15 protein-coding genes are annotated in these 23118 nt (G+C 49.4%); 9 read left to right on the top strand and 6 right to left on the bottom strand.

The features are described from left to right. Positions 1-59: 59 nt before the first annotated feature. The 6 genes from SOJ49_RS09785 to SOJ49_RS09760 form a co-directional block, all read right to left on the bottom strand. Positions 60-3179 (bottom strand): efflux RND transporter permease subunit, encoded by a 3120-nt coding sequence (locus SOJ49_RS09785; protein WP_369854362.1) that lies wholly within the window; start codon positions 3177-3179, stop codon positions 60-62. 25 nt (positions 3180-3204) lie between these two features. After that, the gene (locus SOJ49_RS09780) at positions 3205-4455 is read right to left on the bottom strand and encodes an efflux RND transporter periplasmic adaptor subunit (RefSeq protein ID WP_369854361.1); all 1251 of its coding nucleotides are present in this window, start codon (positions 4453-4455) and stop codon (positions 3205-3207) included. Continuing rightward, positions 4452-5807 (bottom strand): TolC family protein, encoded by a 1356-nt coding sequence (locus SOJ49_RS09775; protein ID WP_369854360.1) that lies wholly within the window; start codon positions 5805-5807, stop codon positions 4452-4454. The genes SOJ49_RS09780 and SOJ49_RS09775 overlap by 4 nt, the downstream gene beginning before the upstream one ends. Before the next feature lie 38 nt (positions 5808-5845). After that, complete coding sequence (locus SOJ49_RS09770) at positions 5846-6811, bottom strand: M56 family metallopeptidase (RefSeq protein ID WP_369854359.1); 966 nt, start codon at positions 6809-6811, stop codon at positions 5846-5848. Beyond that, positions 6808-7197 (bottom strand): BlaI/MecI/CopY family transcriptional regulator, encoded by a 390-nt coding sequence (locus SOJ49_RS09765; protein ID WP_369854358.1) that lies wholly within the window; start codon positions 7195-7197, stop codon positions 6808-6810. The genes SOJ49_RS09770 and SOJ49_RS09765 overlap by 4 nt, the downstream gene beginning before the upstream one ends. 460 nt (positions 7198-7657) lie before the next feature. Continuing rightward, entirely contained in the window at positions 7658-8665 is a 1008-nt protein-coding gene (locus SOJ49_RS09760; protein ID WP_369858018.1) for a tyrosine-type recombinase/integrase, read from the bottom strand. Between the two features lie 205 nt (positions 8666-8870). Here SOJ49_RS09760 and SOJ49_RS09755 point away from each other — a divergent pair, with 205 nt between their 5' ends. The 9 genes from SOJ49_RS09755 (at position 8871) to SOJ49_RS09715 (ending at position 22984) form a co-directional block, all read left to right on the top strand. After that, positions 8871-9908, top strand: a complete 1038-nt coding sequence (locus SOJ49_RS09755; RefSeq protein ID WP_369858017.1) for a DNA-binding protein — start codon at positions 8871-8873, stop codon at positions 9906-9908. Positions 9909-10024: 116 nt separating this feature from the next. Further along, positions 10025-10837 (top strand): hypothetical protein, encoded by an 813-nt coding sequence (locus SOJ49_RS09750; RefSeq protein ID WP_369858016.1) that lies wholly within the window; start codon positions 10025-10027, stop codon positions 10835-10837. Further along, positions 10830-11396 carry a hypothetical protein gene (locus SOJ49_RS09745; protein WP_369858015.1) on the top strand — a complete coding sequence of 189 codons (567 nt, stop codon included), beginning with the start codon at positions 10830-10832 and terminating at the stop codon, positions 11394-11396. Before SOJ49_RS09750 ends, SOJ49_RS09745 begins: the two co-directional genes overlap by 8 nt. A gap of 139 nt (positions 11397-11535) precedes the next feature. Then, positions 11536-14766 (top strand): UvrD-helicase domain-containing protein, encoded by a 3231-nt coding sequence (locus SOJ49_RS09740; protein WP_369858014.1) that lies wholly within the window; start codon positions 11536-11538, stop codon positions 14764-14766. 85 nt (positions 14767-14851) lie between these two features. Continuing rightward, complete coding sequence (locus tag SOJ49_RS09735; protein ID WP_369858013.1) at positions 14852-15766, top strand: multiubiquitin domain-containing protein; 915 nt, start codon at positions 14852-14854, stop codon at positions 15764-15766. Further along, positions 15763-17163: a ThiF family adenylyltransferase gene (locus SOJ49_RS09730; RefSeq protein ID WP_369858012.1), complete on the top strand. Its 1401-nt coding sequence runs from the start codon at positions 15763-15765 to the stop codon at positions 17161-17163. The genes SOJ49_RS09735 and SOJ49_RS09730 overlap by 4 nt, the downstream gene beginning before the upstream one ends. Before the next feature lie 2 nt (positions 17164-17165). Continuing rightward, on the top strand, positions 17166-17507 hold the full coding sequence (locus SOJ49_RS09725) for a DUF6527 family protein (RefSeq protein WP_369858011.1): 342 nt from the start codon (positions 17166-17168) through the stop codon (positions 17505-17507). 729 nt (positions 17508-18236) lie between these two features. Next, positions 18237-19499 carry an exonuclease SbcCD subunit D gene (locus SOJ49_RS09720; RefSeq protein ID WP_369858010.1) on the top strand — a complete coding sequence of 421 codons (1263 nt, stop codon included), beginning with the start codon at positions 18237-18239 and terminating at the stop codon, positions 19497-19499. Continuing rightward, positions 19496-22984 (top strand): AAA family ATPase, encoded by a 3489-nt coding sequence (locus tag SOJ49_RS09715; RefSeq protein ID WP_369858009.1) that lies wholly within the window; start codon positions 19496-19498, stop codon positions 22982-22984. The genes SOJ49_RS09720 and SOJ49_RS09715 overlap by 4 nt, the downstream gene beginning before the upstream one ends. Positions 22985-23118 lie beyond the last annotated feature (134 nt).

Here is a 23118-nt window from a genome sequence, read left to right as displayed (position 1 = left end):
TAATGTCCTCAAACATTGTTATTTAAACGTTACTGTTACGTTAAAGATGCTTTATGCTTCTAAGCGTAATTAAGTTGTCGCTTATCTCGATGTACCAAGCGATAAAGCACCGGTAATACAAATAGTGTTAATAATGTTGATGAAATAATCCCGCCAATGACCACCGTGGCAAGTGGACGCTGCACTTCTGAACCTATACCAGTATTTAAGGCCATGGGTACAAAACCTAAGGACGCAACCAGTGCCGTTGTTAATACTGGGCGTAACCGTGTCAACGCACCTTCAACAATGGCTTTTTCAACACTTAAACCGTCGTGAATTAATTCACGAATAAACGACACCATCACCAAGCCATTTAAAATAGCGATGCCCGACAGGGCGATAAAACCAACCGCTGCGGAAATGGAAAACGGGATATCGCGCATCACCAAAAACAGAACACCGCCGGTAAGTGCAAGTGGCACACCGGTAAAAATAATAAGGGCGTCTCTAAACGAACCGAGCGCAAGAAACAGCAAGCCCACAATCATGATTAGCGTGATTGGTACTACCAGCGTTAAGCGTTTTGAAGCGGATTGTAACTTTTGATAAGTGCCGCCGTATTCCACCCAATAGCCCGCAGGAATGTCTACGGAGTCTTTAATTTGGGTTTGAATATCCGCAACAAAAGATCCCAAATCACGTCCGCGTACATTAGCGGTAACAAAGACACGGCGTTTGCCGTTTTCGCGGTTGATTTGATTAAAGCCTTCCAACAGCTCCATTGATGCTAATTCTTGCAAGGGAACAGCGCTGTCGTTCGCGAGCTGAATAGGTAGGTACTTTAAACGATCCATATCCGTTCGACGTGCTTCCGGTAAACGCACCACAATATCCGTGCGCCGGTCGCCTTGATAAAATTGGCCAGCGACTTCACCACCCAATGCAATAGCCAGCTGATCCTGCAACTCGCTCACCGCCAAACCGTATTGCGCTAGCACATCGATTTTGGGCTGCAAGGTCATAATCGGTAAGCCCGTGGTCTTCTCCATTTGCACATCGGCAATACCTTCCACACTGGAAATCGCTTGCTGAATGTCATTACCCAGTTTGTCCAATTGCTCAAAATCATCACCGAATATTTTAATAGCCAATTCTGCACGAACGCCAGAAAGTAACTCATTAAATCGCATCTGAATGGGCTGTAAAAACTCGTAGCGATTACCGGGAATGGGTTCAACCAATGCGGCTAAATCGTCCACAACTTGAGCTTTGGTTTTATTTGGATCTGGCCATTCATGGCGAGGTTTTAAAATAATGAAGTTATCGGCCACGCTAGGGGGAACAGCGTCTGTTGCTACATCGGCCGTACCTACCTTGGCGAAGATGCGTTCAACTTCTGGCATTTCTTTTATTTTTGCTTCAAGCGTTTTTTGCAAGTCTACGGCCTGACTCAACGAGGTTCCAGGAATGCGCAGCGCGTGCATCGCAATATCGCCTTCATCTAAATTTGGTACAAACTCACTGCCCAAGCGCGTAGCCACCCAAGCGGAACCCACTACCAATACAAGCGCGATCGCCACTACCGCCCAGCGCGCTTTCAATGCGATGTTCAATAGCGGTTCGTAAACAGAACGCGATACTTTAATAATCGCACTGTCTTTTTCTGTCACAGGTTTTTTGAACAACAACGCGATACACGCTGGAACAAAAGTAATCGACAACACAATGGAGCAGGCTAAGGCGATTACTACGGTTAACGCCATGGGGTGGAACATTTTTCCTTCCACGCCGGTCAGCGCAAAAATGGGCAAGTAAACGGCCGTGATAATAAACACCCCGAATAACGCAGGACGAATCACTTCACGTGTTGCCTGAAAAACAATGTCAAAGCGTTCTTTGGTGTCCAAGGTTTTACCGGGAGAAGACGCATGACTGAGGCGTCGTAAACAATTTTCAACAATGATAATGGCTCCATCCACAAGCAAACCAAAATCCAGCGCGCCCAGACTCATTAAATTGGCACTGACACCGGCATGCACCATGCCTGTCACCGTCATTAACATAGCGATCGGAATAACTGCGGCGGTCAACAGCGCCGCGCGTACATTGCCCAATAAAAAGAACAAGATGACAATGACAAGTAAAGCGCCTTCGAGTAAATTCGTTTGCACCGTTTTTAAGGTTTTATCGACTAGAGTGGTTCGATCGTAAACGGCCGTTGCCGTAACGCCTTCTGGCAAGCCTTGTTTGATTTTATCCAGTTTTTCTGCCACTGCTTTGGCCACGGTGCGACTGTTTTCCCCGACCAACATAAATACGGTGCTCATCACCACTTCGCGACCGTTTTGGGTGGCCGCGCCGCTGCGTAATTCTTTACCCTCTTCAATATTGGCAATATCTTTAATGCGTAGCGGCACACCTTGATCGCTGCGAATCACAATATTCCCGATGTCGTTGAGCGTTTCTTTTTGTCCGGGGACACGTAATAACCATTGCGCCCCGTTGTGTTCAACAAAGCCAACACCGCGATTTTGATTGTTATTTTGAATCGCCCGAATCACATCTTGTTGGGTGAGTTCGAACGCCAGTAGCTTTTCAGGTTCAAACGCCACTAATATTTCCCGCTTGTAACCGCCAATAGGATTCACTTCGACCACACCGGGTACTCGAAGCAGTTGCGGTCGAATAATCCAGTCGTGCACTGAACGTAAATCAGTGGGCGTTACCAGTGAGCCATCTTTATTGAGTGCGCCGGGTTCGGCGTCCACCGTAAACATAAAGATTTCACCCAAGCCTGTGGCGATAGGACCCAATTCAGGCTCGAGCAAGCGAGGAAGATTGGATCGTGCACTGGATAGGCGCTCATTCACCAACTGACGGGCAAAGTAAATGTCGGTGTCATCACTAAAGATAATGGTGACTTGCGAAAGCCCATAGCGGGAAACCGAGCGTGTGTATTGCAGGTTGGGCAAACCCGCCATAGCGGTTTCAATGGGAAACGTCACCCGCTGCTCAATCTCTTGTGGTGTGAAGCCTGGAGCCTCAGTGTTGATCATCACCTGTACGTTGGTGATATCGGGAACAGCATCAATCGGTAATTTGGTGAAATTCCAAATACCTAAACCACTGATGGCCAGCACCGCCACCATAATTAAGGCCCGACGCTGGATAGCAAATTGAATCAAATATTCAAGCATGATATTTCCTTAAAACGGGTAAACCTTAGTGGTCGTGAGAAGCGCCGGACTTTTCAATATCGGCTTTGATAATAAAACTGTTTTCTGTCACGTATTCGGTACCGGGATTTAGTCCCCCCAATACCTCCACCCATTCTCCGGCTTCACGCCCAAGCTCCAACATCCGCACCTCATATTCGTCGCCCACTTTTGCATACACCACGGTAAAGTCTCTGAAGGCCTGTAAGCCAACCCGTTTCACGGCAAGTGGTACGCTAAAGCGCGCGACTTCAATGTCACCAGTAATAAATTGACCCGCTGATAGCGTACTATTTTTATTGTCGATTTCTACACGTACGGTACTGGCTTGATTTGCCTTTAGCTGCGCATCAATTGCGTTCACACGCGCGGTCAATGCAGTCTCTTGCCCATTCACATGCAGGGTGACTTCGGCGCCCACAGCAACGCGTTTTCGATCAACTGAGAATACCGATAGCTCTGCCGTAAGTTTTGAGGTGTCAACAATCGACATCAAGATTCGGCCGCCACTTTGCTCACCAGGATTAGCAGCTTTGCTAGTGACGACGCCATTAATCGGTGAGCTAATGGTGAAACTTTTTAAGCTCTCATTGCTGTTGATGGTAATGAGCTTATCTCCAGCCTTTACCGTTTGTCCTAAGCGCGCATGTACTGTTGTTATTTCACCCTCAAAGCGCGCGCTAATGTTGCGCTCGGCGTCAGGTTGTGGGACCAACTTGCCGAACGATTCGATGGTTTCAACCAGCGTGGCTTCACCGGCTATGTCGGTTTGTATCTCCATCGCCTCCGCCACTGCGGGTTCGATACGTGTTCGACCTTCAAAGTTATCGTATTGCCATTGATGCGCAGTGCCCTGGTGGTTTGCTTTAATTGTGACTACAAACGAGTGCGGTTCATAAATCTCCATATCGCCGCGTAAAAAATCGGCTTGTGGTTTGAAGTTGATCGTATCAACTACATTACCTAAGCGAGTGAGCGTTACCACAAGCGAAACATCCTCCGGCTTGACGGGCTGTCCATCATTCATAATCCACACACGAAATTCCGGCGGTACACCCGTTTCAAAAATAGCGAGCTCCAGTACAAAATCTCCATCTTTCAATAGACGTCCGCGATGCTCACCTTTTTGAGGCTCCGCTTCTTTAGCTTCTGTTTCGGCGGCCAGACTGAAAGAGGTATACCCAAGAAAAGCTAAAGCAATAAGCGTAATCATAAAGGAGCGTAGATACATAAAAGGGCGTAGAAGAGAGTTAATCATTGGATATCCCCGTTGTTTTCAAATTCTTTTACAGATGAAGTTCCCATTAAATTCAGCCCCGTTAAACGCTCAATTTCCGTCAAATTGTTGTGCGCTTTTAAGCGTACATCGATCAATTCCATTTTCGTATCGAAGACTTCGTTTTGTAGCGCATACCACTCTCTGTAGCTGTATTTGCCGAGTGAATAAGCTTTTTGTGTTTCAACAAGCGCTCGCTCTAGGCGGGGCAATATTTTGTGTGTGAGTGCATAGTTGAGGTGATAGCTGTGTTGGAGTTCTTCGTACAACACGTAAAGCTGGGTAGAAAGTTGAATCTCTTTAGCGCGAGCGTCAGCCACGTAACGTGCCTGCTCGGCGCTAAGTGCCGAAATTTGATGTTTATTACGGGTGGATTTACCCAGTGGCAGGGATACGCCAAATGTTAGACCGTAATCTTCTGTCGCCTCATAGCGTCGGACCCCGGTATTGAATCGCCAGCGATTTTTTACCTCTTCACGGGCGAGTGTGATTTCAGTCTCGACAACCCGTTGTTGCGTTAAAAAATATTGAACTTGAGGGTTTTTGCTTATCCCGTTTTCCAACGCGTCATAACTAATCACCTGTTCTTTCAGCGTTAGCGCTCCGTTAACTCCAACAAAATCGACGCTAGAATTTCCCCACTGCGATGCCAATACCTTTTTAGCCGATTTTAATTCGTGCTGAATATCTTCCACCTCAAGTTCACGTCGCTCCAAATTAACCTCAGCTTGAAACTTATCAGCAGACGGAGAGCGCCCGGCATCCACCCGTTTTTGTATTTCTCTAAGTATTTGAACGGCGTGTTGCTGTGTGTTTTTAGCCACAACTAATCTTTCCTGATAGGCCAGCACTGTTAAAAACGCATGCGCCGTTTGCGCTGCAACATCGTAACGTTGAATGTCACGTTCAATTTCCAGTACGTTAGCCTTGGATTGGGCAGACTTGACGCGCTGATCAAGCAGTCCACCCTGTAAAACCCAACTGATACTGAGCGTTGATTGCGCGTTGTCGAGACCCGTGTGTTCGCCCGTACCGAGCGCATCTTCAAGCGTCAGATTAATTTCCGGCTTTTCACCAATAGCGGCTTGTTGGGCCTGCGCATTTGCACTCTTTACGCGGTATTGATAAGACGCAAGCGTTGGGTGGCTTTGCAAACTAAGCTCTACAGTTTGTGTGAGCGTCAATTCGTCACGAGGAGTTTCAGCTGCCATAAGGGGGGCCGATAGTGCGAAATAAATTGCTGTTCCGGAGAAGCTTGCAAGCTTAAGTAAACAACCAAAAAACCGATTGGTAGTCGGTTTTTTGGTTGTGCTAAAGGGGATAAACAATCGCATTAGCGTTCCTTTAAAAGCGTAAAGTTAAAATAGGTGATTTAGTGGCTAAATAGCCGTTCAAGCGCGTGATGAAGTAGATCTACAGAAAACGTGCTAAGTAGGGCTGCCGCTATGGAAAACGAAAAAAATAATAAGATCGGAAATGACTGACCTTTGTTATCGTTGAGGAGATACTCAATGCGTAAAGTCAATGGATGGGTAGAAAAATGGCAATTTGACAAGGGCATCGAACCTATAGACCGTTGACCTAAACTGAAAACGTTAAGCAGAGTTTTAGCGATTACCGTTTCATCGCTCATCGTAGATAACACAGATTCATCTGCGGCCTGCTCCAAGGCGAGTGAAAAATCATTATTCAGCTGTTGAGCAATAAACTTCGGGAAAAAAGCAGCCAATAGTGAAAACCCATATTTTCTTAATGGATCGTACGACCTTGCATGCGCTAATTCATGCTCAGCCACAACGATTGCTTCTTGTGAAGTTAACTGAGCGCTAAGACCACTTGTAATATATGACCTAGGGCTAAAAAGACCTGAGGTGAACGCCCGCGACTCCTCAGATTCGATCACCGTCAGGCCCTGCTTAGAATTAGTATTCTGTATAAAGAAATCGAGCTGATTAAGTTGCGTATTGGCCTTAACGGCTTTTACGATCTTGGTTAAGCATACGCTAAAAAAAACTATGCAAAACACACCTATCGATGCGCCGTGCCAGCTTAGAATTTCAAATTGGTAAATGTGATGCCAGTGAAGAAAAGTGGAAAACCATGTACCGCTATTTGACGTCAATTCTGGGAGAACGAGCAAAATAACACTGAATAAACTGATAACCCAGGGGAGAATACCGATGCACCACAAAATACCGATTTTGGTATTAGCCTGAAAGCGGTTAAGCGAATTCGAGATGAAATATATCGTCACGCTAATAAAAATCAGCGACGCGCTAAGACTGACAAAAATAATTGACAGTATATTCAAGCTCAACCCCCAATAGCCCAAAATCATTTAACGCCACCAGCCCGTGAAGCCGCACGCTTTTCTTCTATCAGTCGCTCGAGTTCATCCAGCTGTTCATTATCAAGATCCGACGACAGAGAGGAGAAGGCGGCGAGCAAAGGACTGTCTTTTGTTGAGCCAAAGTCACTGGCGATATCATTGATTAGCTGCCCTATAAAAGCACCGCGATTTATTGCAGCTTTGTATAGGTAAGCGTGCCCCTGTTTTTCTCGACTCAACAAACCCTTTTTGAATAAGCGATCTAGCGTGCTTTGGATGGTATTCAGCGTACCGCCGCGATTTTTTTCAAAATGTGCGAATACTTGTTTGGCATCCACTTCGCCAGTATCCCAAATATGCTGAAGCACTAATTTTTCGAGTTCGCCAAGATTCATAACATCAATCACACAGAATTTATACGGGCGCTACGGTAGCACACCAAAAACCGATTGCCAATCGGTTTTTGGTGTGCCTGCTTAACGGAAGAGCCCCTGATAATTAAGCTAGGTAGTTCAATCCATAGGCCTGACAGTGGCTCTGCAACGCGTAAATGCCAGCCTTGAGCGATTTGTGTCAATGCGCAAAACTCTGATCAATCGAGGCAAAAACCTGTCCGTAGCCGCAATTCGCGTGGAGCTACGCATTTGACAGGATAAGACGGTTGTTTGCTCTTATCGCTGATCACCTCAGGCCACACCGACCTTTTTGTTGTTTGGCGACGGGAAAGGCTCATGCGCAGTCAGCGGTGATCCTAACTAAATTCACAGCGCATTCAAATTATCATAGACGATTAAAATTAAAACCAAAGAGTTTGGTTAATTCGGGCTCATTTTTCCGGAATGACGACTAACCCTTTCATTCTTGCTCACCACCAAGCAACAAATGCATTTTCTCCATGAGTATTACGGCTGCGTTATTATTGAACTGCTGGCCTTCATCGATGTATTCCCAGACTGTGGCATCACTTTTCCAGCCTCCTTGTTTTTTGATCAACTCAAAATCGATCCGCTCTCTTGCGGCCGAAGTTGAAAGCCCCCTGCGAAAGCTGTGGCTGCTTAACTCTGGAACAAAGTCAAAACCGCACGACGTACCCAGTGTTTTTAAAAGCGCATTGATCGCTCCCGCGCTTAGCGGTTTATCTTTTATCTGATCCCAGCGATTGATCGGGCGGAAAAGCGGACCAGAATTGATCTCTGCGACCTCCAGCCAATCCTTTATTGCCATCGCCGCACAAACTTCGCGGGCGCCGTAGGGTAGGGCGCGCGTTTGCCCCAAGGCGTTCTGGTCCGTTTTTGAACGCGGCATCCTGATAACCAAGCCCTCAGGCTCCCAAACCAAATCTTGAACCCGAATGGACACCAGCTCACTCCTCCGAAAGGCACCGAAGAAACCGGTTAGGACAAGCGCCAGATCTCGGCATCGCTTATTAGCGGAGGGTAACTGCCTGAGATGGCTGACCATTGTCGCGATATGCTCGAGCCTTAACGCTTTGGCTTTACGTTTAGGTTGGCCGTGAGAACGTCTAATTCCTTCCATGGTTTTACGCACAAGGGGTGTATCAATCGGGTTTGACAGGCCTTGGTATCGATGCCATTGGCTCATAGCTGTGAGATGTAAATCCAGGGTGCGAACACTCAACGTAGGCGCCTTCGCCAGCAAATATTCAATTACCGAGTGTTGTTCTGTCGGCAAGCGGCCGCCCCATTTTTCGAACTGCTTGATAGCAGAGCGATAGGCTTTGCGCGTGTTCTCCGAGGTCGCAGCGCTGAGGTATTGTCGAAGGGTTTCTGACGCGCCTGGCGAAGGAAGGTCTGTACCGACAGTAAGCAACGGTTTTTCTGGGTAGGGACGGTTGTCAGTCATTGATCGCTCCCATAAGCGGAATACATTGAGATTCGGGGTTTGTACTGCAGTGGTACATGACAAATATATACGATTCTACTCTAACCCACGATAAGGGTGATTATCGTGGGTTTAAAAATCAAACTCAACTATACTTTCATAATCGTTATATTATGTTATATTACGGAATACATAATACGGTACTAAATTCTCACAGGTAAAACTAATGGCCCGACCCGGTGTGACTTACTATGACATCAGTCGAGCTGCTGAAGCGGTCAAGGCGCGAGGCAGCGACCCCACTATTGATCGCGTTCGGGAGCAGCTCGGAACGGGTAGCAAAAGCACAATTGCACCCTTGCTAAAACAATGGCGAAACAATGTTGAGTTGAGCATTGAGGAGTCTGATACTGGCTTGCCTTCGGATCTTATCAGTGCCGTGAAATCCTTGCGCGATCGCATCCAGCAAGCATCAGAAGAAGTGGTTGAGCAGGCGAAGAAGGACTATCAATCCCGAGTCCAGACGCTTGAGCGCACACTCGCTGACACACAAAAAGAGCTGTCTGAAGCCTTGGGTCGAGAACGAACCTTAAAGCAGCAAGTCACTGATCTTGAAACTAAATCTAGCAAATTAAATGGTGAGCTTAACGGCTTAGAATCCCGCTTCGCGGTGACCGAGTCCGAACGTAATGCGCTGCAAGCCCGTGCGCAGGAGCTAAAGGAAACAGTTTCTGAGTTAAAGGATGAAGGCAGAACGGTGCGCGATCATTTTGAGCATTATCAGGAAAAAATGGCAGAGGACCGCCAGCTTGAAAGAGGCCAGTTTCAGTCTCAGCTAAAGCAGCTACAGTCTCAGATTGAAGGTCAGGCCAGGCAACTGACACAGACTCAGAAAGAAAAAGAAGCTTATCGATCTCGGTATGAAAGCGCTCAGGGGCAGGCCGAAAAAGTTGCTTATGAAAATCAGGAGCTAAGACACAAACTGGAATCCGGAGGTACTCGGATCAAAGAACTAGAAGCGGAATGTGGCGCCAAGAACAAAGAGGTTATCGAATTTGATCGAAATATCAGCCAGTTAATGGCTCAAGTTCAGGGCCTGAAAGAACAGCTAGCATTCAAAAGCGTGACTTTAGAGGGTATTAAAACGGATTTTCAGGAGATTCGTGATTATGCAGATCGTCTTGAAACTGAGAATAAAGAAATTGCTGAAGAAAAAGCAGTACTTCATGGGCGTCTAGTACAATTGCAGGAATCCCTCGGATAGGATTACTGTCGATGCTGAACAGATAACATGTGGTCACAATGGCGTGTTGATAATGGCGAAGTCTATTCGGTTCAAAAATTGGGTTAATTAAAACTTCTGGTATGGATGTAGAGATAGTGAGTGAAACAAAAGAAATCCCACCTTTGCGTAAGATTAAGCAGAATGGTGAACGGTATTATCGCCGGCAGCCGATTGAGACCATGCTGGCCGAATGCGCGGCCGTGCCATTTGAATTGCTTGCAGACCGTGCACGCGTTACTGATAGACGTTCACAAGATTACATGCCTTCAGAAATTTTAGTTCATTTGGTTAGGCAAACGAAACACCAAAACTCGGACGCACAATTTAATGTACTTTACCCGTTGCTTGAGCGACGAATCCGTCAAGCGTGTCCGGCGAAGGAAGTTCGTGCGAACGGCACTGTTGCAGAGGTTGGCACATATGCTGATCTTCAGGAACATGTTCTTGAGCGTGTTGTGAAGCTCCTGCTTCGCGACAGATCAAAGTACGAGGAAAAGTTAGATATTTACGAGGTGGTATTTGATCGTGTCGTAGCGAAGCTGCGTGATAGTGCTTTTCGTAGTATGTTTTCCAAATACAACCCGTTGACTCCAATCGAATATGATGAAAGTGGCGAGGTAACGAAAGAAGTAGAGGAAAGTCTGGACCGGTATCGGCCAGATAATATGACACAAGAAGAGGAGTTTACTTACCGGTTTCAGTTACGTGCTGCGATTGGCTCTCTCCCAGAGGATGAAAGAAGGCTCGTTGATCTGGAAGAAGCTGGCTATCCTGACCAAAGTGAAAATCCAGAAGTAGAAACGATTGCGAAGCTACTTGGACGTACACCAAAAACAGTTCGAGCGATGCGTAAACGTGCTTATCAAAGCATACGTGAACGTCTCTGCATAGAGGTTGAAAATGACTAACAATATTAACTTTGACGACATACTCGATGAGTTCATAATGGAAGAACTGCTGGATCATTCGGTTCTTAAGAGCTATATCGACAGATACCCGAGCTTGGCACTGGAGTTGACAGATCTTTACCATGAGTTGGCACTGGCGGATGCTCGTAATAATTTGGCAAGCATACAGTTGGAAACAAGGCATTTAACTTCTGCAACAGCGCCTGACCATAATCGTGTTGAAGCAGCACTTGCTGGTGATGAACTCCGATCCCTAGCTCGGAAAGTTGGGTTGCCTAGAGATTTTTTTGCTGGTTTTCGCGACCGCAAAGTTCGGCTTGGCTCAATACCAGAGCCAGTTGTAACAGGTTTAGCCCGCGAACTGGGTGTTGCGGTTCATGTTTTGGTTGACTTCTTGCGAAGTCAACCTCGAACGAACACTGGTTTTGCTTTCAAGGCCGATGGAAAGCCAAACGAAGGAGTTGTTCTCGAGTACGATGAGTTTCTTGACAGTCTCGCCTTTACGGATCAGGAAGGACACGCACTGGATCGTTTTTGTCAATTAGATGGACATAGTTGAATTCGCACGACAGCGTGCAGCCGCGCTGCATGATGAGCTCCTCTGTGCTGGATATGATCCAGCACAGTCATATAAGTTTGTCTTGGCGGAAGCTGGGAGGCGGGATATCGAGGTTCGGGGGTATCCGGCAGGACACGCGATGCTCAATGGTGGTCGAGCCCTTTTTGACCCTGCCGGAACCATTCGTCACGAACGTACAGGCGATGTATTTCTGGATGCATTTTTCGTTGCTCATGAAATTGGACATGCCGAGCTCGGTGGACACACTGAAATCACGTCGAGTGTAGAGATTGATCCTACCCGTCCATCGGACGGCGGTGCATCCGGTGCCGAACGAGCGGTTGATTACAGTCGAAAAGCTCGGCAGGAAGTACAAATGGACCTCTTTGCGCGCGAATTTCTGTTTCCACGAGCGCTCGCTCGGCGCTGGTATCTCGAAGAAGGACTCTCAGCTCAGGCGATAGCGGAAAGGCTTCGAGCACCTTATGACATGGTCGCGGTTCAAATATTTGATGCAATCTGGCTTCCCACAATTAAATCGCAGGTTTCAGAGGGCGATCCGCCGAAACCATTAAATGACGCACAAAAACGTGCTGCACGCCACCGTGGTGGACCGCTGCTTCTGCGGGCAGGGCCCGGCACGGGGAAAACCCAGACGCTCATCGGTCGGTTGGAGGAACTTAGGAATTCTGCTGTTAAACCATCTTCCATTCTTGTTCTGACATTTTCAAATAAAGCTGCTGGTGAAATGACTGACCGGGCGATGTCCGCCTGGCCAGAAGCAGCCGGAGAGCTGACCATCGGGACCTTTCACTCATTCGGGCTAGACATTCTTCGGCGATTTCATGAGCGAGCCTCACTGCCGGCTGAACTGAGGCTACTTGATACCGCCGAAGCTGTCGCCTTGGTCGAGAATGAGTTTATTCGGCTGAACCTCCGACATTTTAGGGAGCTGCGTGATCCAACAGATGTTTTGAGGGACCTGCTAGCTGCAATTTCCCGTGCCAAAGACGAGGTGGTCGGTGATCAAGATTATAAAATACTTGCTCAATCGACATACGACACAGCTCAAACCGATGAAGAACGGATTCATGGCGAGAAGTGTTTAGAAATTGCTGAGGTATATGAGGCATATGAGACGCTTAAAGCCGAGCGTGGTGCGGTCGATTTCGGCGACCTGGTATCCCGTACCGTGAGGCTTATCGAGACTGACGCAGATGTGCGTGGGCAGTTATGCTCACGTTACTCTCATGTCCTTGTAGACGAGTACCAGGATGTCAATCGCGCAAGTGTCCGGTTGTTGAAGGCGTTGAAGCCTGACGGACAGGGACTGTGGGTTGTGGGGGATGCCAAACAGTCGATTTATCGCTTTCGTGGAGCATCATCCTTCAATATGGTGCGGTTTGAGACCGACGACTTTCCCGGGGGGCAGGCGATGGGGTTGACGGTTAACTACCGTTCTGTCCAAGAGGTTTGTGATGCATACGCAAGATTTGCGTGTGCAGATATGAGAGCTGCGGAAACTGGATTTCAATCGGAAGCACATCGAGGCTCATCCGGCCAAAAACCCGTTTTCGTAAGTGTGGGCACGAAAGACGACGAACTGAATGAGCTTGTTGCTCGGATCAATGCCTGCAAGGATAGTGGTATCACCTACATGAATCAGGCAGTCCTTTGTAAGTCCAATGATAGGCTGGCTGAAGTGGCCGCTTGCCTCGAAGCGCAAGGTGTACCTGTCCTGTTTCTGGGGCCTTTGTTCGACCGGCCGGAAACCAAAGAGGCGCTTTCACTGCTTTCTCTCCTCGTCGACCCGCGGGCGATGGCACTGGTAAAGGTTGCGACAACTCCAGAATTTTCAGTGCCGTTGGCGGACGTTGAAGCTGCTGCAAAGGACCTAGCTGATGCCTCTTCCCTGGAGCCACTTGCCTGGCTCAACATACTTCCCGCAAGTGAGGGCATCTCCTCCGAAGGTGCTAGCGGCTTTGCCGCTCTTGCAAAAGCGTTTCAGGGGCTTACGCCCGAGTTAACGCCCTGGAGGGCTTTCGCTTCGATCTACCTTGATCGCACTCGCCTTGCTGCCCGGTATGCAAATGGCCTGGCCGAAAATGAGTCGTTGCCTGCGATCGCACTGTGGCAACTGCAAAATTTTCTAAGATCGACGTATATTGAACGGCATGGTTACCCAATTGGAGATCTGCTGAACCATATTCGTCGACTCGTCATTTTGTCGGACGAGAGAGATTTGAGGGACCTTCCGGTCGCCGCTCAGTCCCTTGACGCCGTCCGCCTATTAACGATCCATAAGAGCAAGGGGCTTGAGTTCAAAGCCGTACATATGCCCTCGCTGTCCGCCGCTTCACTGCCTCAGTCTGCTAATCAAATTCGTGCCTTACCGCCTCCAAATGGATTAATTGATGGGGAAGGTATTCGGGGCCTCGATGCACTTAAGCCCGGACATGTTGAAGAACAGGAGTGCCTCTTCTTTGTCGCTTTATCCCGTGCAGAAGATCGCCTCTTTCTATACGCGCCCTCGAAGCAGCGAGGCGGTCGATCCCAGAAGTTGTCACCATTCATTGATCGCCTCGGCGATACGCTGAGGACTGAGGAGCCGTTGGTTAAAACCGATGCATCCCAAACGACCCCAAGGCGTGTAGACATCCAGTTTGAGGAAACGGTTACCCTGACGCCGGCACAGCTCACCCTCTATGACAGGTGTCCGCGACGCTTCTTGTTTACTCACGTTCTCAAGTTGGGAGGGCGTCGTACGGAAAGCGCTTTCATGCAAATGCATGCCGCCGTTCAACGTGCAATCGACGCTCTCTTGACCGACCCTTCGAATGAGACTCCCGACTTTGATGAGCACTGGCAGGCACGTGGTCCGGCTGAGAACCCAAATTCAGAAGACTATAAGGCGGCTGGACGTAGGCTATTCGATATTTTGATTGCCCTCCGCAAAGGCGACAAACCACTCACCCCGCGCGACCTCAAAATCGACATTGGAACGGCGAAGATAGTGGTTAAGCCCGATGACCATGTTGAGAAGAGCGACGGTCGGGTCGTTGTTCGTCGCATCTGGACCGGTCGCCAGACTTCTAAGGCTACTGAGTCACTCGATGCTGCTGCATACCAGTTGGCGGCTGGTCGGGATGCTGAAGTGGAGTTTGTTTTCCTTACCGATGAGGTCGCCGCTCCGGTCTCCTTGAGCCAGAAGATGCTCAATAATCGCCGCGACCGGATTGGCGAAGCAGTCGGCAAAATCCTGTCTGGAGATTTCCCTCCGAATCCCAATCGAACTTGCCCCCGGTGCCCGTACTTCTTCGTTTGTGACGATCCCCCAGAAGGGCTGCTCGTCAAAAAAAATCTCTTCTGATTTACCGGTCTGGTGAAAATGCTGCGATTGCCCTCCTGAAAGCGGGAGCATATTGCCCCCGCAGCTAACTAGAAGGACATGTCTTATGACAGATAATTCTCAAGACCAGAATCTCGATGAAATCGCTGACGCTGTTCATGACGGGCGTCCGCTCAAGCCTGGAGCCCGTTTTCGGGTATTGATCGCGGATGAAACGTTGGACTTCAAAAATCATATTTTTGCTGACCCCATGCCTTTGGGACGTCAGTTTATCGAAGCGACAGGTGGTGCCCCCGTTCACGAATATACCGCAACAGCTATCCTTCCCAGTGGTGATTTCGAGGATATTCGCCTCGATGAACCCTATGATCTGCGTGGTCGCGGTGCTGAGCGGGTACTGGTGGCCCGGACCGACCGCAAGTTCCTTTTCAAGATTGATGATAAGGATCTCGAATGGCCGAAGCGCTTCATTTCCGGTTTCGTCCTCAAAAATCTTGCTGCCCTTGCGGCTAACTACGCGCTTTGGCTGGATGTTCCAGGTGGCCATGACCAGAAAATCAACGATTGCGATCTCGTCGATCTCGGAAAACCTGGTGTTGAACGCTTCATCTCGATCATTGATCAGACAACAGAGGGCAGGGAGTTGATCCCATCCGGCGATCATGCCTTTCTTGAAAGCCGAGACCTTAGTTTCGACGTCATTAAGAGTGGCGGCACGTTAGGGGTGATTCTTAAAAGTTACTCGCTACCGAAAGGCAAGTACGACCATGATGTGGCTGATATCCTGATTATCTTGCCTCCCGGATATCCTGACTCGCCGCCCGACATGTTCTATACATCACCACGGATCAAGCTGACTGCTAGCGGACGGGAAGCTCGTGCAACGAATGTGAACCACAATTTTGCTGGCCGAGTCTGGCAGCGGTGGTCGCGTCACTGCCCTGCCTGGCGTCCTGGGGTCGATGGCCTGCAAACGATGGTGGCCCGGGTTCGTGTTGCCTTGGAAGAGGCACTCTCATGATAGTGGACTTCGATTTGGTTCTTCAGGCGTCACACGAAATACAGATCAGGTCATTGCTTGAAAGTCCAGACGGCCATGAGGCCGCGGCAACATTGCTATTTGGTGTTGCCGATATTGAGGAGGATCCATGGTCTGGAGTCCGACGTCGCCGGTTTGTCAGTCATGCCTTCCGGCCTATCACCCGGAGCGAAGTGGTCGACACCTCGCCGGTTCACATCACATGGACGACCGATAGCTTGATGCACCTCTTTGGGGAGGTCGCGCGGGAAGGATGGATTCCCGCCATCGTTCACACGCATCCAGGTGGGATGGCTGAGTTTTCGGAGCAGGATAATCGCAATGAAGCAGAGCTTGCCCGTACGGCAGAATTGAAGGGTACGCATGGCCTGATCAGCATCGTAATCAACAGCGATGGGGTGATGGCCGCACGGATATGGATTACGCGGGATCAGGTTGAGCCGATCGTCCGTATTCTTCATGCTGGATCACGCATTGCCTTAACCTCACCGGAAGCCAACATCGGACCGCCTGATTTTCTCGACCGGCAGCATCGGCTTTTTGGGGATGCCGCAAATCGCACGATTTCCAATCTTCGCGTTGGTGTAGTCGGCGGTGGTGGCACAGGCAGTGCGGTGCTTCCACTACTGATGCGTCACGGAGTTCAGAAGGTGATATTGTTCGAAAGAGATAAGGCGGAGCTTTCCAATCTTAATCGGCTTCACGGCAGCCGTCGCAAGGATATCGAAGACCAAACGTCCAAGGCTGAAATTCACCAACGTATGGTTCAAGAAACTGACATTGGAATGAAACTTGTCACGATCGACGCATTTGTTGGTGATCCTGGCACAGTGGATGCCCTAAAAGCGTGTGATGTCGTGTTTTCCTGCACAGATGATCACGCTGGCAGACTCGTCCTTAATAGGTTCAGTCGATTCTATGGTATTCCTGTTATCGATGTCGGCCTTGCCATGCAGCGCCGGCCGGACAGCGGCTTTGATCTCTTTGCTCGCGTCTCAACCTTAGTCGACGGCCATCCGTGCCTGCTATGTGGTCGACATATCGACCCGCGGCGTGCTCATGAGGAAGCACTTAAACGCCGTGACCCGGCAGGGTATGAAGCCTTAAAACAGGAAGCCTATGTACTTGGTGAGGGAGACCCGGCTCCAGCGGTGGCTGCATTTACGACGGAGGCCGGATGCATGGCTATCGGCGAACTCCTCGCTGCGCTTACCGGCTTTCATGGGCAGTCGGGCATGCATGCGACGCGTGTTCGGCGCTTTCACGCCGGTGACGATCGGTTTCCTGGTGTGACCTCAACACCTGGCTGTCCTGCTTGCCAGGATCCCAACACCCTTGGCCGTGCGGATGTCGAACCCTGTCTAAATATGGTGATCTGATTATGAAAACGTGGATTATAAATACTGCGAGACAGCTCGGCTTGCTCAAGGCAGATTTCACTGCGACTGAGAGAATGAGGTTGCCCTCGCATGGACAACGTGAAGATGAAGAATTTATTTTGGTCCGTGACGGCAGTGTATCTAAATGGGCCACATTTCGATGCCCAGGAGCTTGCGGAGAGCGGATTGACCTTTCTCTCAATCCTCACCAGCGCCCTCACTGGAAAGTTACTTTGGATTGGTGGCGTAGACCGACTGTTTCACCTTCAGTTCATCAACGTAACACCTGTGGCTGCCACTTTTGGATTCGTAAGGGGAACGTGGTTTGGTGTAAAGGGGGGTAACCCCACCCATAGTTCTAAATTATTATGAAGAGACAACTATGGGGCTGGTGGTTCAGCGTTGGGCCTGCAGTGGTGGCTTCAGCCTACGGTCGGAAATTTGCGGGTCAAATGCCGAGGGATCGTGTGGTTTCTAAAAGTGATGGATCATTTGCCCAAATTCATGGAGTACCAGTAATGCCATGGAAAGCTGTCAATGTGCCAGCCGATCTTGCCAAGATATGAAAAAACCTCACTAATAGCAGATGGATTTAAAGAAAAATACTTTAGGGGGTTGCAGGTAGGTGCGGTAGAAGGATTGCGATTCCTCCGTATGCTTACTGGCTCTCGCATCGATTCTCTTGTAAGGCCATGCTCAAAGGGGTCAGACTGAATACTTATATAATGACCAGGATTTACTGTGGGCGATTAAATATTTTACCTAAAACTGACGGAGGATGAGAAATCTATGGGAATCAAAACAGGTCCAAAAAGAATTGCAAAATCAACTGGTAAACCAGATAGGCGTCAGCGTGACAATAAAAGTACTCCTGGTAACACACCTTCGCTGAAGCCTCACAAACATAAGAAGGGCGATTAAGTATGTTTCTCAATTGGATGGGTTATGCTCGCGCTTACTCACCGCATTTTACCAGCTGCATTATTTATAACTATTATTGACGGATACGTTCCACCCAAGTGGCCGATATCCAACATGTGAAATGCAGTACTGAATCCATAGGAGGCGAGTTAGTGAAATTTATCCACGCAGCAGACATCCATCTCGATAGTGCTTTGCACGGATTAGAGCGATACGAGGGTGCCCCCGTAGAAGAAATCCGCAGTGCTACGCGCCGTGCCTTCGACAACTTGATTGAGCTAGCGATCGATGAGCAAGTGGCATTCGTGTTGCTGGTCGGGGATCTGTATGACGGGGACTGGAAAGACTATAACACCGGCCTTTATTTCGTTGAGCGCATGGGAAGGCTACGCGATGCCAGTATCCGTGTCTTTATCGTGGCTGGCAACCATGACGCAGCCAGCCAGATTACAAAGCACCTTCGCTTGCCTGACAACGTTACTCTATTTTCAACGAGAAAACCTGAGCGGGTTGTCCTGGACGATCTAGGTGTGAGCCTTTGCGGACAAGGTTTTGCAACAAGGGCTGTCACGGACGATATTTCACAAGGTTATCCGCAAGGTGACCCACAACTCCTGAATATCGGCTTGCTGCATACCTGCCTTGACGGTAAGCCAGGCCATGAGCCCTATGCTCCTTGCACGATTGATGGGCTGCGCTCCAAAGGATACCAGTATTGGGCATTGGGGCATGTGCATAAACGGGAAGAAATTAGCCAAGACCCATGGATTGTATTTCCGGGCAATATCCAAGGAAGACACATTCGTGAGATAGGACCAAAGGGCTGCACTTTGGTCACGGTGGATGGTGGGGAGATTGCTGAGGTAGTACACCGCGACCTCGATGTGATGCGTTGGTCCATTTGCGAGCTTGATGTTTCTGCTGCTGAGACGGTCGATGACATTTATGAACAAGTGCAAGAGGAGTTGCAGTCTTCATTGGATGCTGCTGATGGGCGGCCGGTGGCTGTGCGTCTGGTCCTGTACGGGACTTGTTCTGCACACCTGAAGTTGCATGCTGACCGTGAACGCTGGATCCAAGAGTATCGAGCCTTGGCAACCGGGCTCGGCGGTGCAGGTATCTGGTTAGAGAAAATTTCCATCAAGACGAAGCCCGGACTTTCTAGGGATGAGGTTCTTGACCGCGAAGATGCATTGAGCGGCCTGCTGCGAGCCATACAAAACATGGAGCTGGATTCCTCGGTTCTGGACGATCTGGCAGAGGAAATGTCCGTGCTTCGTCAGAAACTCCCTGCCGAACTGCTGGCGGGCGATGACCCCTTTGATCCAGCTAATCCGGAATTCCTCAAAGAGACGTTGGAGGATATCAAGGAGCTTCTCGCCAATCGTTTGCTGTCCACGGAGAATAAGTCATGAAGATTCGGGCATTGAATCTGGCAGCATTCGGGCCTTTTTCTGAGCGGGAGCTGGTGTTTGACGAGGTGGGGTTACATATTGTCTATGGCCCTAACGAGGCGGGGAAGAGCTCGGCTCTGCGCGGTTTAAAAGCTCTGCTTTATGGTATCGATGAGCGTACGCTTGATAATTTCAATCACGCGAATGATAAGCTCCGTATCTACGGCCATTTACAGAATGCTGATGATCGTGAACTTGCTTTTGGCCGGCGCAAAGGCCGGAAAAACACCTTGTTGTCTCCCGATGGTGAAGCGCTTGACGAACAGGCACTGGCGCCTTATCTCCAGGGCGTCACACCGGAACTGTTCGAATCGCTTTTCGGGATCGATCATCAGGCATTGGTGCAGGGAGGGAATGAGATCCTCGAGCAGAAAGGGGAGGTCGGCCAGGCACTGTTCTCTGCGTCGCTCGGTAGTCATACACTGCACGCCGTACTTGGGGATCTGGATGATTCAGCGAAAAATCTTTTTCTTCCCGCTGGTTCAAAGCCGCTGATCAATTCAGCTATTCGAACTCATGCGGATCTGAGAACAGAGATTAGAAAGTGTTCGCTCTCGTCCAGAGAGTGGGATGAGCATCGTCGTATATTGGCACGCACAGAGGAAGAGCTGAAGCGAATTCAAGCTGAACTGGCAGACCACCGGGCGGAGATAAATCGTTTACAGCGTATTCAGCGCGTTTTACCAAAACTCTCAAAGCGACGTGAGCTTTTTCAGGAGCTGGAATCCCTGGGCGACGTTGTCATCCTTCACGATGATTTTTCTGGACGTCGTCGTAAGGCAATCAATGAATTGGAGACCGCTCAAGCCATTGTGGGTAAGGCAGCCCCTCGTCTCGAAGGATTACAACAGCAACTGGCTGGGTTATCCACCAATCGGGCCTTGCTGAAACAGGCAGAGAATATTGAAGATCTTCATGCGCGCTTAGGTGGTCATCGAAAAGCAAAGCAAGATCGACCCCACCTTGAAGCAGAAACCAAGCAGTTAGTGGCGGATGCCGAGTCCATACTCAAAGAGAATCGCCCTGATCTCGAATTCAAGGACATTGAGCAATTGCGTCCCGTAGTGGCAAAGCGACTGCCTATTGCCAATTTGGGCAATAAAGAAGCCGTCCTGAATGCTCGGGCAGAACAGGTAGAGACCAGTCTGCGTGAGACAGAAAAGCGCCTACAGGCCGCCCGCAAGGAACGTGACGAGATCGCTGAATCAAGTTTGACGGATGCACTGCACCGTGCAATAACCGCCGCCAGGAAGCAAGGGGAGTTGGACGCATCGATCCAGTCCACTAAGAGTCAACTTAAAAGCCAGCGAGCAGAATGTGTTGCCGACCTTTCAAGACTCACGCTTTGGCAAGGTGAGCTGGATGAAATGGCCCATTTGGCGTTACCCAACCGAGAAAGCATCCATCAATTTGAAGAGAGCTACGCTGATCTCTCAAAACGTATTCGGCGGCTTGAGGAGAAAAAAGACGAGCTAATCGATGCTTTGCAGGATACAACGCAGAGGCTCGATGAAATCGAGCGCGTCGGGGAGGTGCCGACGGAGGTTTCTCTCAAACAAGCTCGATCAGAACGTGATGCAATCTGGCAGTTGCTGCGTCGCCAGTGGATAGGTTGTGAAGACGTATCAGTCGATGCGAATGAATACCAGAGTGAAGGCGCATTGCCTGATGCCTTCGAAAATCGCCTTGCAAGTGCTGATAAGGTATCTGATCGGCTGCGCCGTGAAGCGGACCGGGTTCATACGCTGGCAGGCCTTCAGGCCAAGCAGGAGGGAGGGCAACAGCAAGCTCAGAAGGTAGCTGAGCAGCTTGAGGCAACAAGCGCTGAAAAAGCTCAATTGGATTCAGATTGGCAGGAATTGTGGGCACCCTGTGAAATTGATCCACGGACTCCGCGAGAGATGCGAGCCTGGATGGATGCCTTTGAAAAACTTCGTGATCAGGTGGCACAGCTTAAGCTGTTGCGCCAAAAAGAGACTGAGCTTGAGCAGAATCGTAACACGCACCTCCAGAGGCTTAATGCACAACTGATTCAACTGGAAAGCGCAGCGTCGACATCAAACGAGCTTGAAATCGTACTCCTAGAATGCGAGACGTTAGCCGATAACCTGAATCAAGCCAAACGCAAACGGGATGCATTGAGTAAGGAAGTTAAGGATCGGGAATCTGACGTTGAATCTTTGAATGAAGAGCATCGATTGGCAACAGAAGCGCTCGAAGCATGGAGGGCACAGTGGGTAGCGCAGATGCAGAGTATTGGTTTGCGAAGCGAGACATCACCATCGGAGGTTGATGATTTCTTTGAAAATCTCAGAACATTGTTTTCGAAGCTGGGGGAAGTGGAGAAATTGCGGATAAGGATCGGTGCCATCGACGAAGATGCCGCAGCATTTCAAACCCAGGTAGAGGCGATGGCAGCCACTATTGCACCCGAACTGGGTGAGTTGCCGGCCGATGATGCGGTTGTGCGCCTCAATGCACTGCTATCTGAAAACCGGTCAAGACACACAAAACGGCAACAGATCGAAGAACAGGTCGAACAGGCAGCACAGGAAATACAGGATTCGAACGCTTCCATCCAGACAATGACTGATCGCCTGGATGCGTTATGTGTGGAAGCAAAATGCGATGGTCATCCTCAACTTGAGGCTATGGAACGTCGCTCGGCTGATTACCTCCGAATAAAGGCAGAAATTGATTCGATAGAACAGGAGATCCTGGATGCAGGTGAGGGCAGCACAATTGTCGAGTTGGAAACTCAAGCGGAGGGCATCGATCCGGATAGTTTGCCGGGACGAATTAGTGAATTGACAAACAGGATCGAGGATGAGCTCGAACCGAAACGTACTGAACTCGCATCGGCAAAGGGGCGTGAAGAAAAGGAATTGGAGCTTATGGACGCAAGTGATCAGGCAGCCACGCTCGCCGATCAGGCTCAGGCTACGCTTGCAGGTATTCGCTCAGGCGCTGAGCGCTATATTCAGGTGAAATTGGCTGGCAAGATATTGCGTGATCAGATTGAGCGTTATCGCCAGGAAAACCAAGGACCACTGGTCAAGCGCGCCAGCGAGCACTTCTCTGCACTGACACTTGGTTCGTTCGATGGTCTCAGGACCGATTTCAATGAAAGAGATGAACCCATCCTCGCTGGCTTTCGCTCAGGGGGAGAGCGTGTGACCGTGGAGGGCATGAGCTCAGGGACGCGGGACCAGCTCTATTTGGCGTTGCGTCTTGCATCATTGGAAAAATACATGGGATCATCTGAACCTATGCCGCTTATTGTCGATGACATCCTTGTGGAATTTGATGATGCTCGTTCACTAGCAGCATTAAATGCTTTAGCGGAATTGTCCGAAAAGACGCAAGTCATTCTGTTTACACATCATTCTCGGATTGTCGAGCAATCGAAAAAAGTTCATGGGCCGGTTTATGTTCAAGAGCTGTAGTTTGCGATGCGATTACCTTTTCTTCAGATTGGTAAGGCGAATAATTGACTCTCATTCGACGCTTAACTGTTGGCCGGGGTTTGAGTCGGCGCTATGCGTCCATGGCAGCTCACACCATAATTCCTCCTTTTTCA

The sequence above is a fragment of the Candidatus Thalassolituus haligoni genome, from assembly GCF_041222825.1.
GTDB lineage: Bacteria > Pseudomonadota > Gammaproteobacteria > Pseudomonadales > Oceanobacteraceae > Oceanobacter > Oceanobacter antarcticus.
This window is presented reverse-complemented; position numbering and strand designations above follow the sequence as displayed.

What these genes read in the sequence shown, in the direction of transcription:
- SOJ49_RS09785 (WP_369854362.1), bottom strand. Translation starts at nt 3,179, where the DNA reads ATGCTTGAATATTTGATTCAATTTGCTATCCAGCGTCGGGCCTTAATT.
- SOJ49_RS09780 (WP_369854361.1), bottom strand. Translation starts at nt 4,455, where the DNA reads ATGATTAACTCTCTTCTACGCCCTTTTATGTATCTACGCTCCTTTATG.
- SOJ49_RS09775 (WP_369854360.1), bottom strand. Translation starts at nt 5,807, where the DNA reads ATGCGATTGTTTATCCCCTTTAGCACAACCAAAAAACCGACTACCAAT.
- SOJ49_RS09770 (WP_369854359.1), bottom strand. Translation starts at nt 6,811, where the DNA reads ATGATTTTGGGCTATTGGGGGTTGAGCTTGAATATACTGTCAATTATT.
- SOJ49_RS09765 (WP_369854358.1), bottom strand. Translation starts at nt 7,197, where the DNA reads ATGAATCTTGGCGAACTCGAAAAATTAGTGCTTCAGCATATTTGGGAT.
- SOJ49_RS09760 (WP_369858018.1), bottom strand. Translation starts at nt 8,665, where the DNA reads ATGACTGACAACCGTCCCTACCCAGAAAAACCGTTGCTTACTGTCGGT.
- SOJ49_RS09755 (WP_369858017.1), top strand. Translation starts at nt 8,871, where the DNA reads ATGGCCCGACCCGGTGTGACTTACTATGACATCAGTCGAGCTGCTGAA.
- SOJ49_RS09745 (WP_369858015.1), top strand. Translation starts at nt 10,830, where the DNA reads ATGACTAACAATATTAACTTTGACGACATACTCGATGAGTTCATAATG.
- SOJ49_RS09740 (WP_369858014.1), top strand. Translation starts at nt 11,536, where the DNA reads ATGCTCAATGGTGGTCGAGCCCTTTTTGACCCTGCCGGAACCATTCGT.
- SOJ49_RS09735 (WP_369858013.1), top strand. Translation starts at nt 14,852, where the DNA reads ATGACAGATAATTCTCAAGACCAGAATCTCGATGAAATCGCTGACGCT.
- SOJ49_RS09730 (WP_369858012.1), top strand. Translation starts at nt 15,763, where the DNA reads ATGATAGTGGACTTCGATTTGGTTCTTCAGGCGTCACACGAAATACAG.
- SOJ49_RS09725 (WP_369858011.1), top strand. Translation starts at nt 17,166, where the DNA reads ATGAAAACGTGGATTATAAATACTGCGAGACAGCTCGGCTTGCTCAAG.
- SOJ49_RS09715 (WP_369858009.1), top strand. Translation starts at nt 19,496, where the DNA reads ATGAAGATTCGGGCATTGAATCTGGCAGCATTCGGGCCTTTTTCTGAG.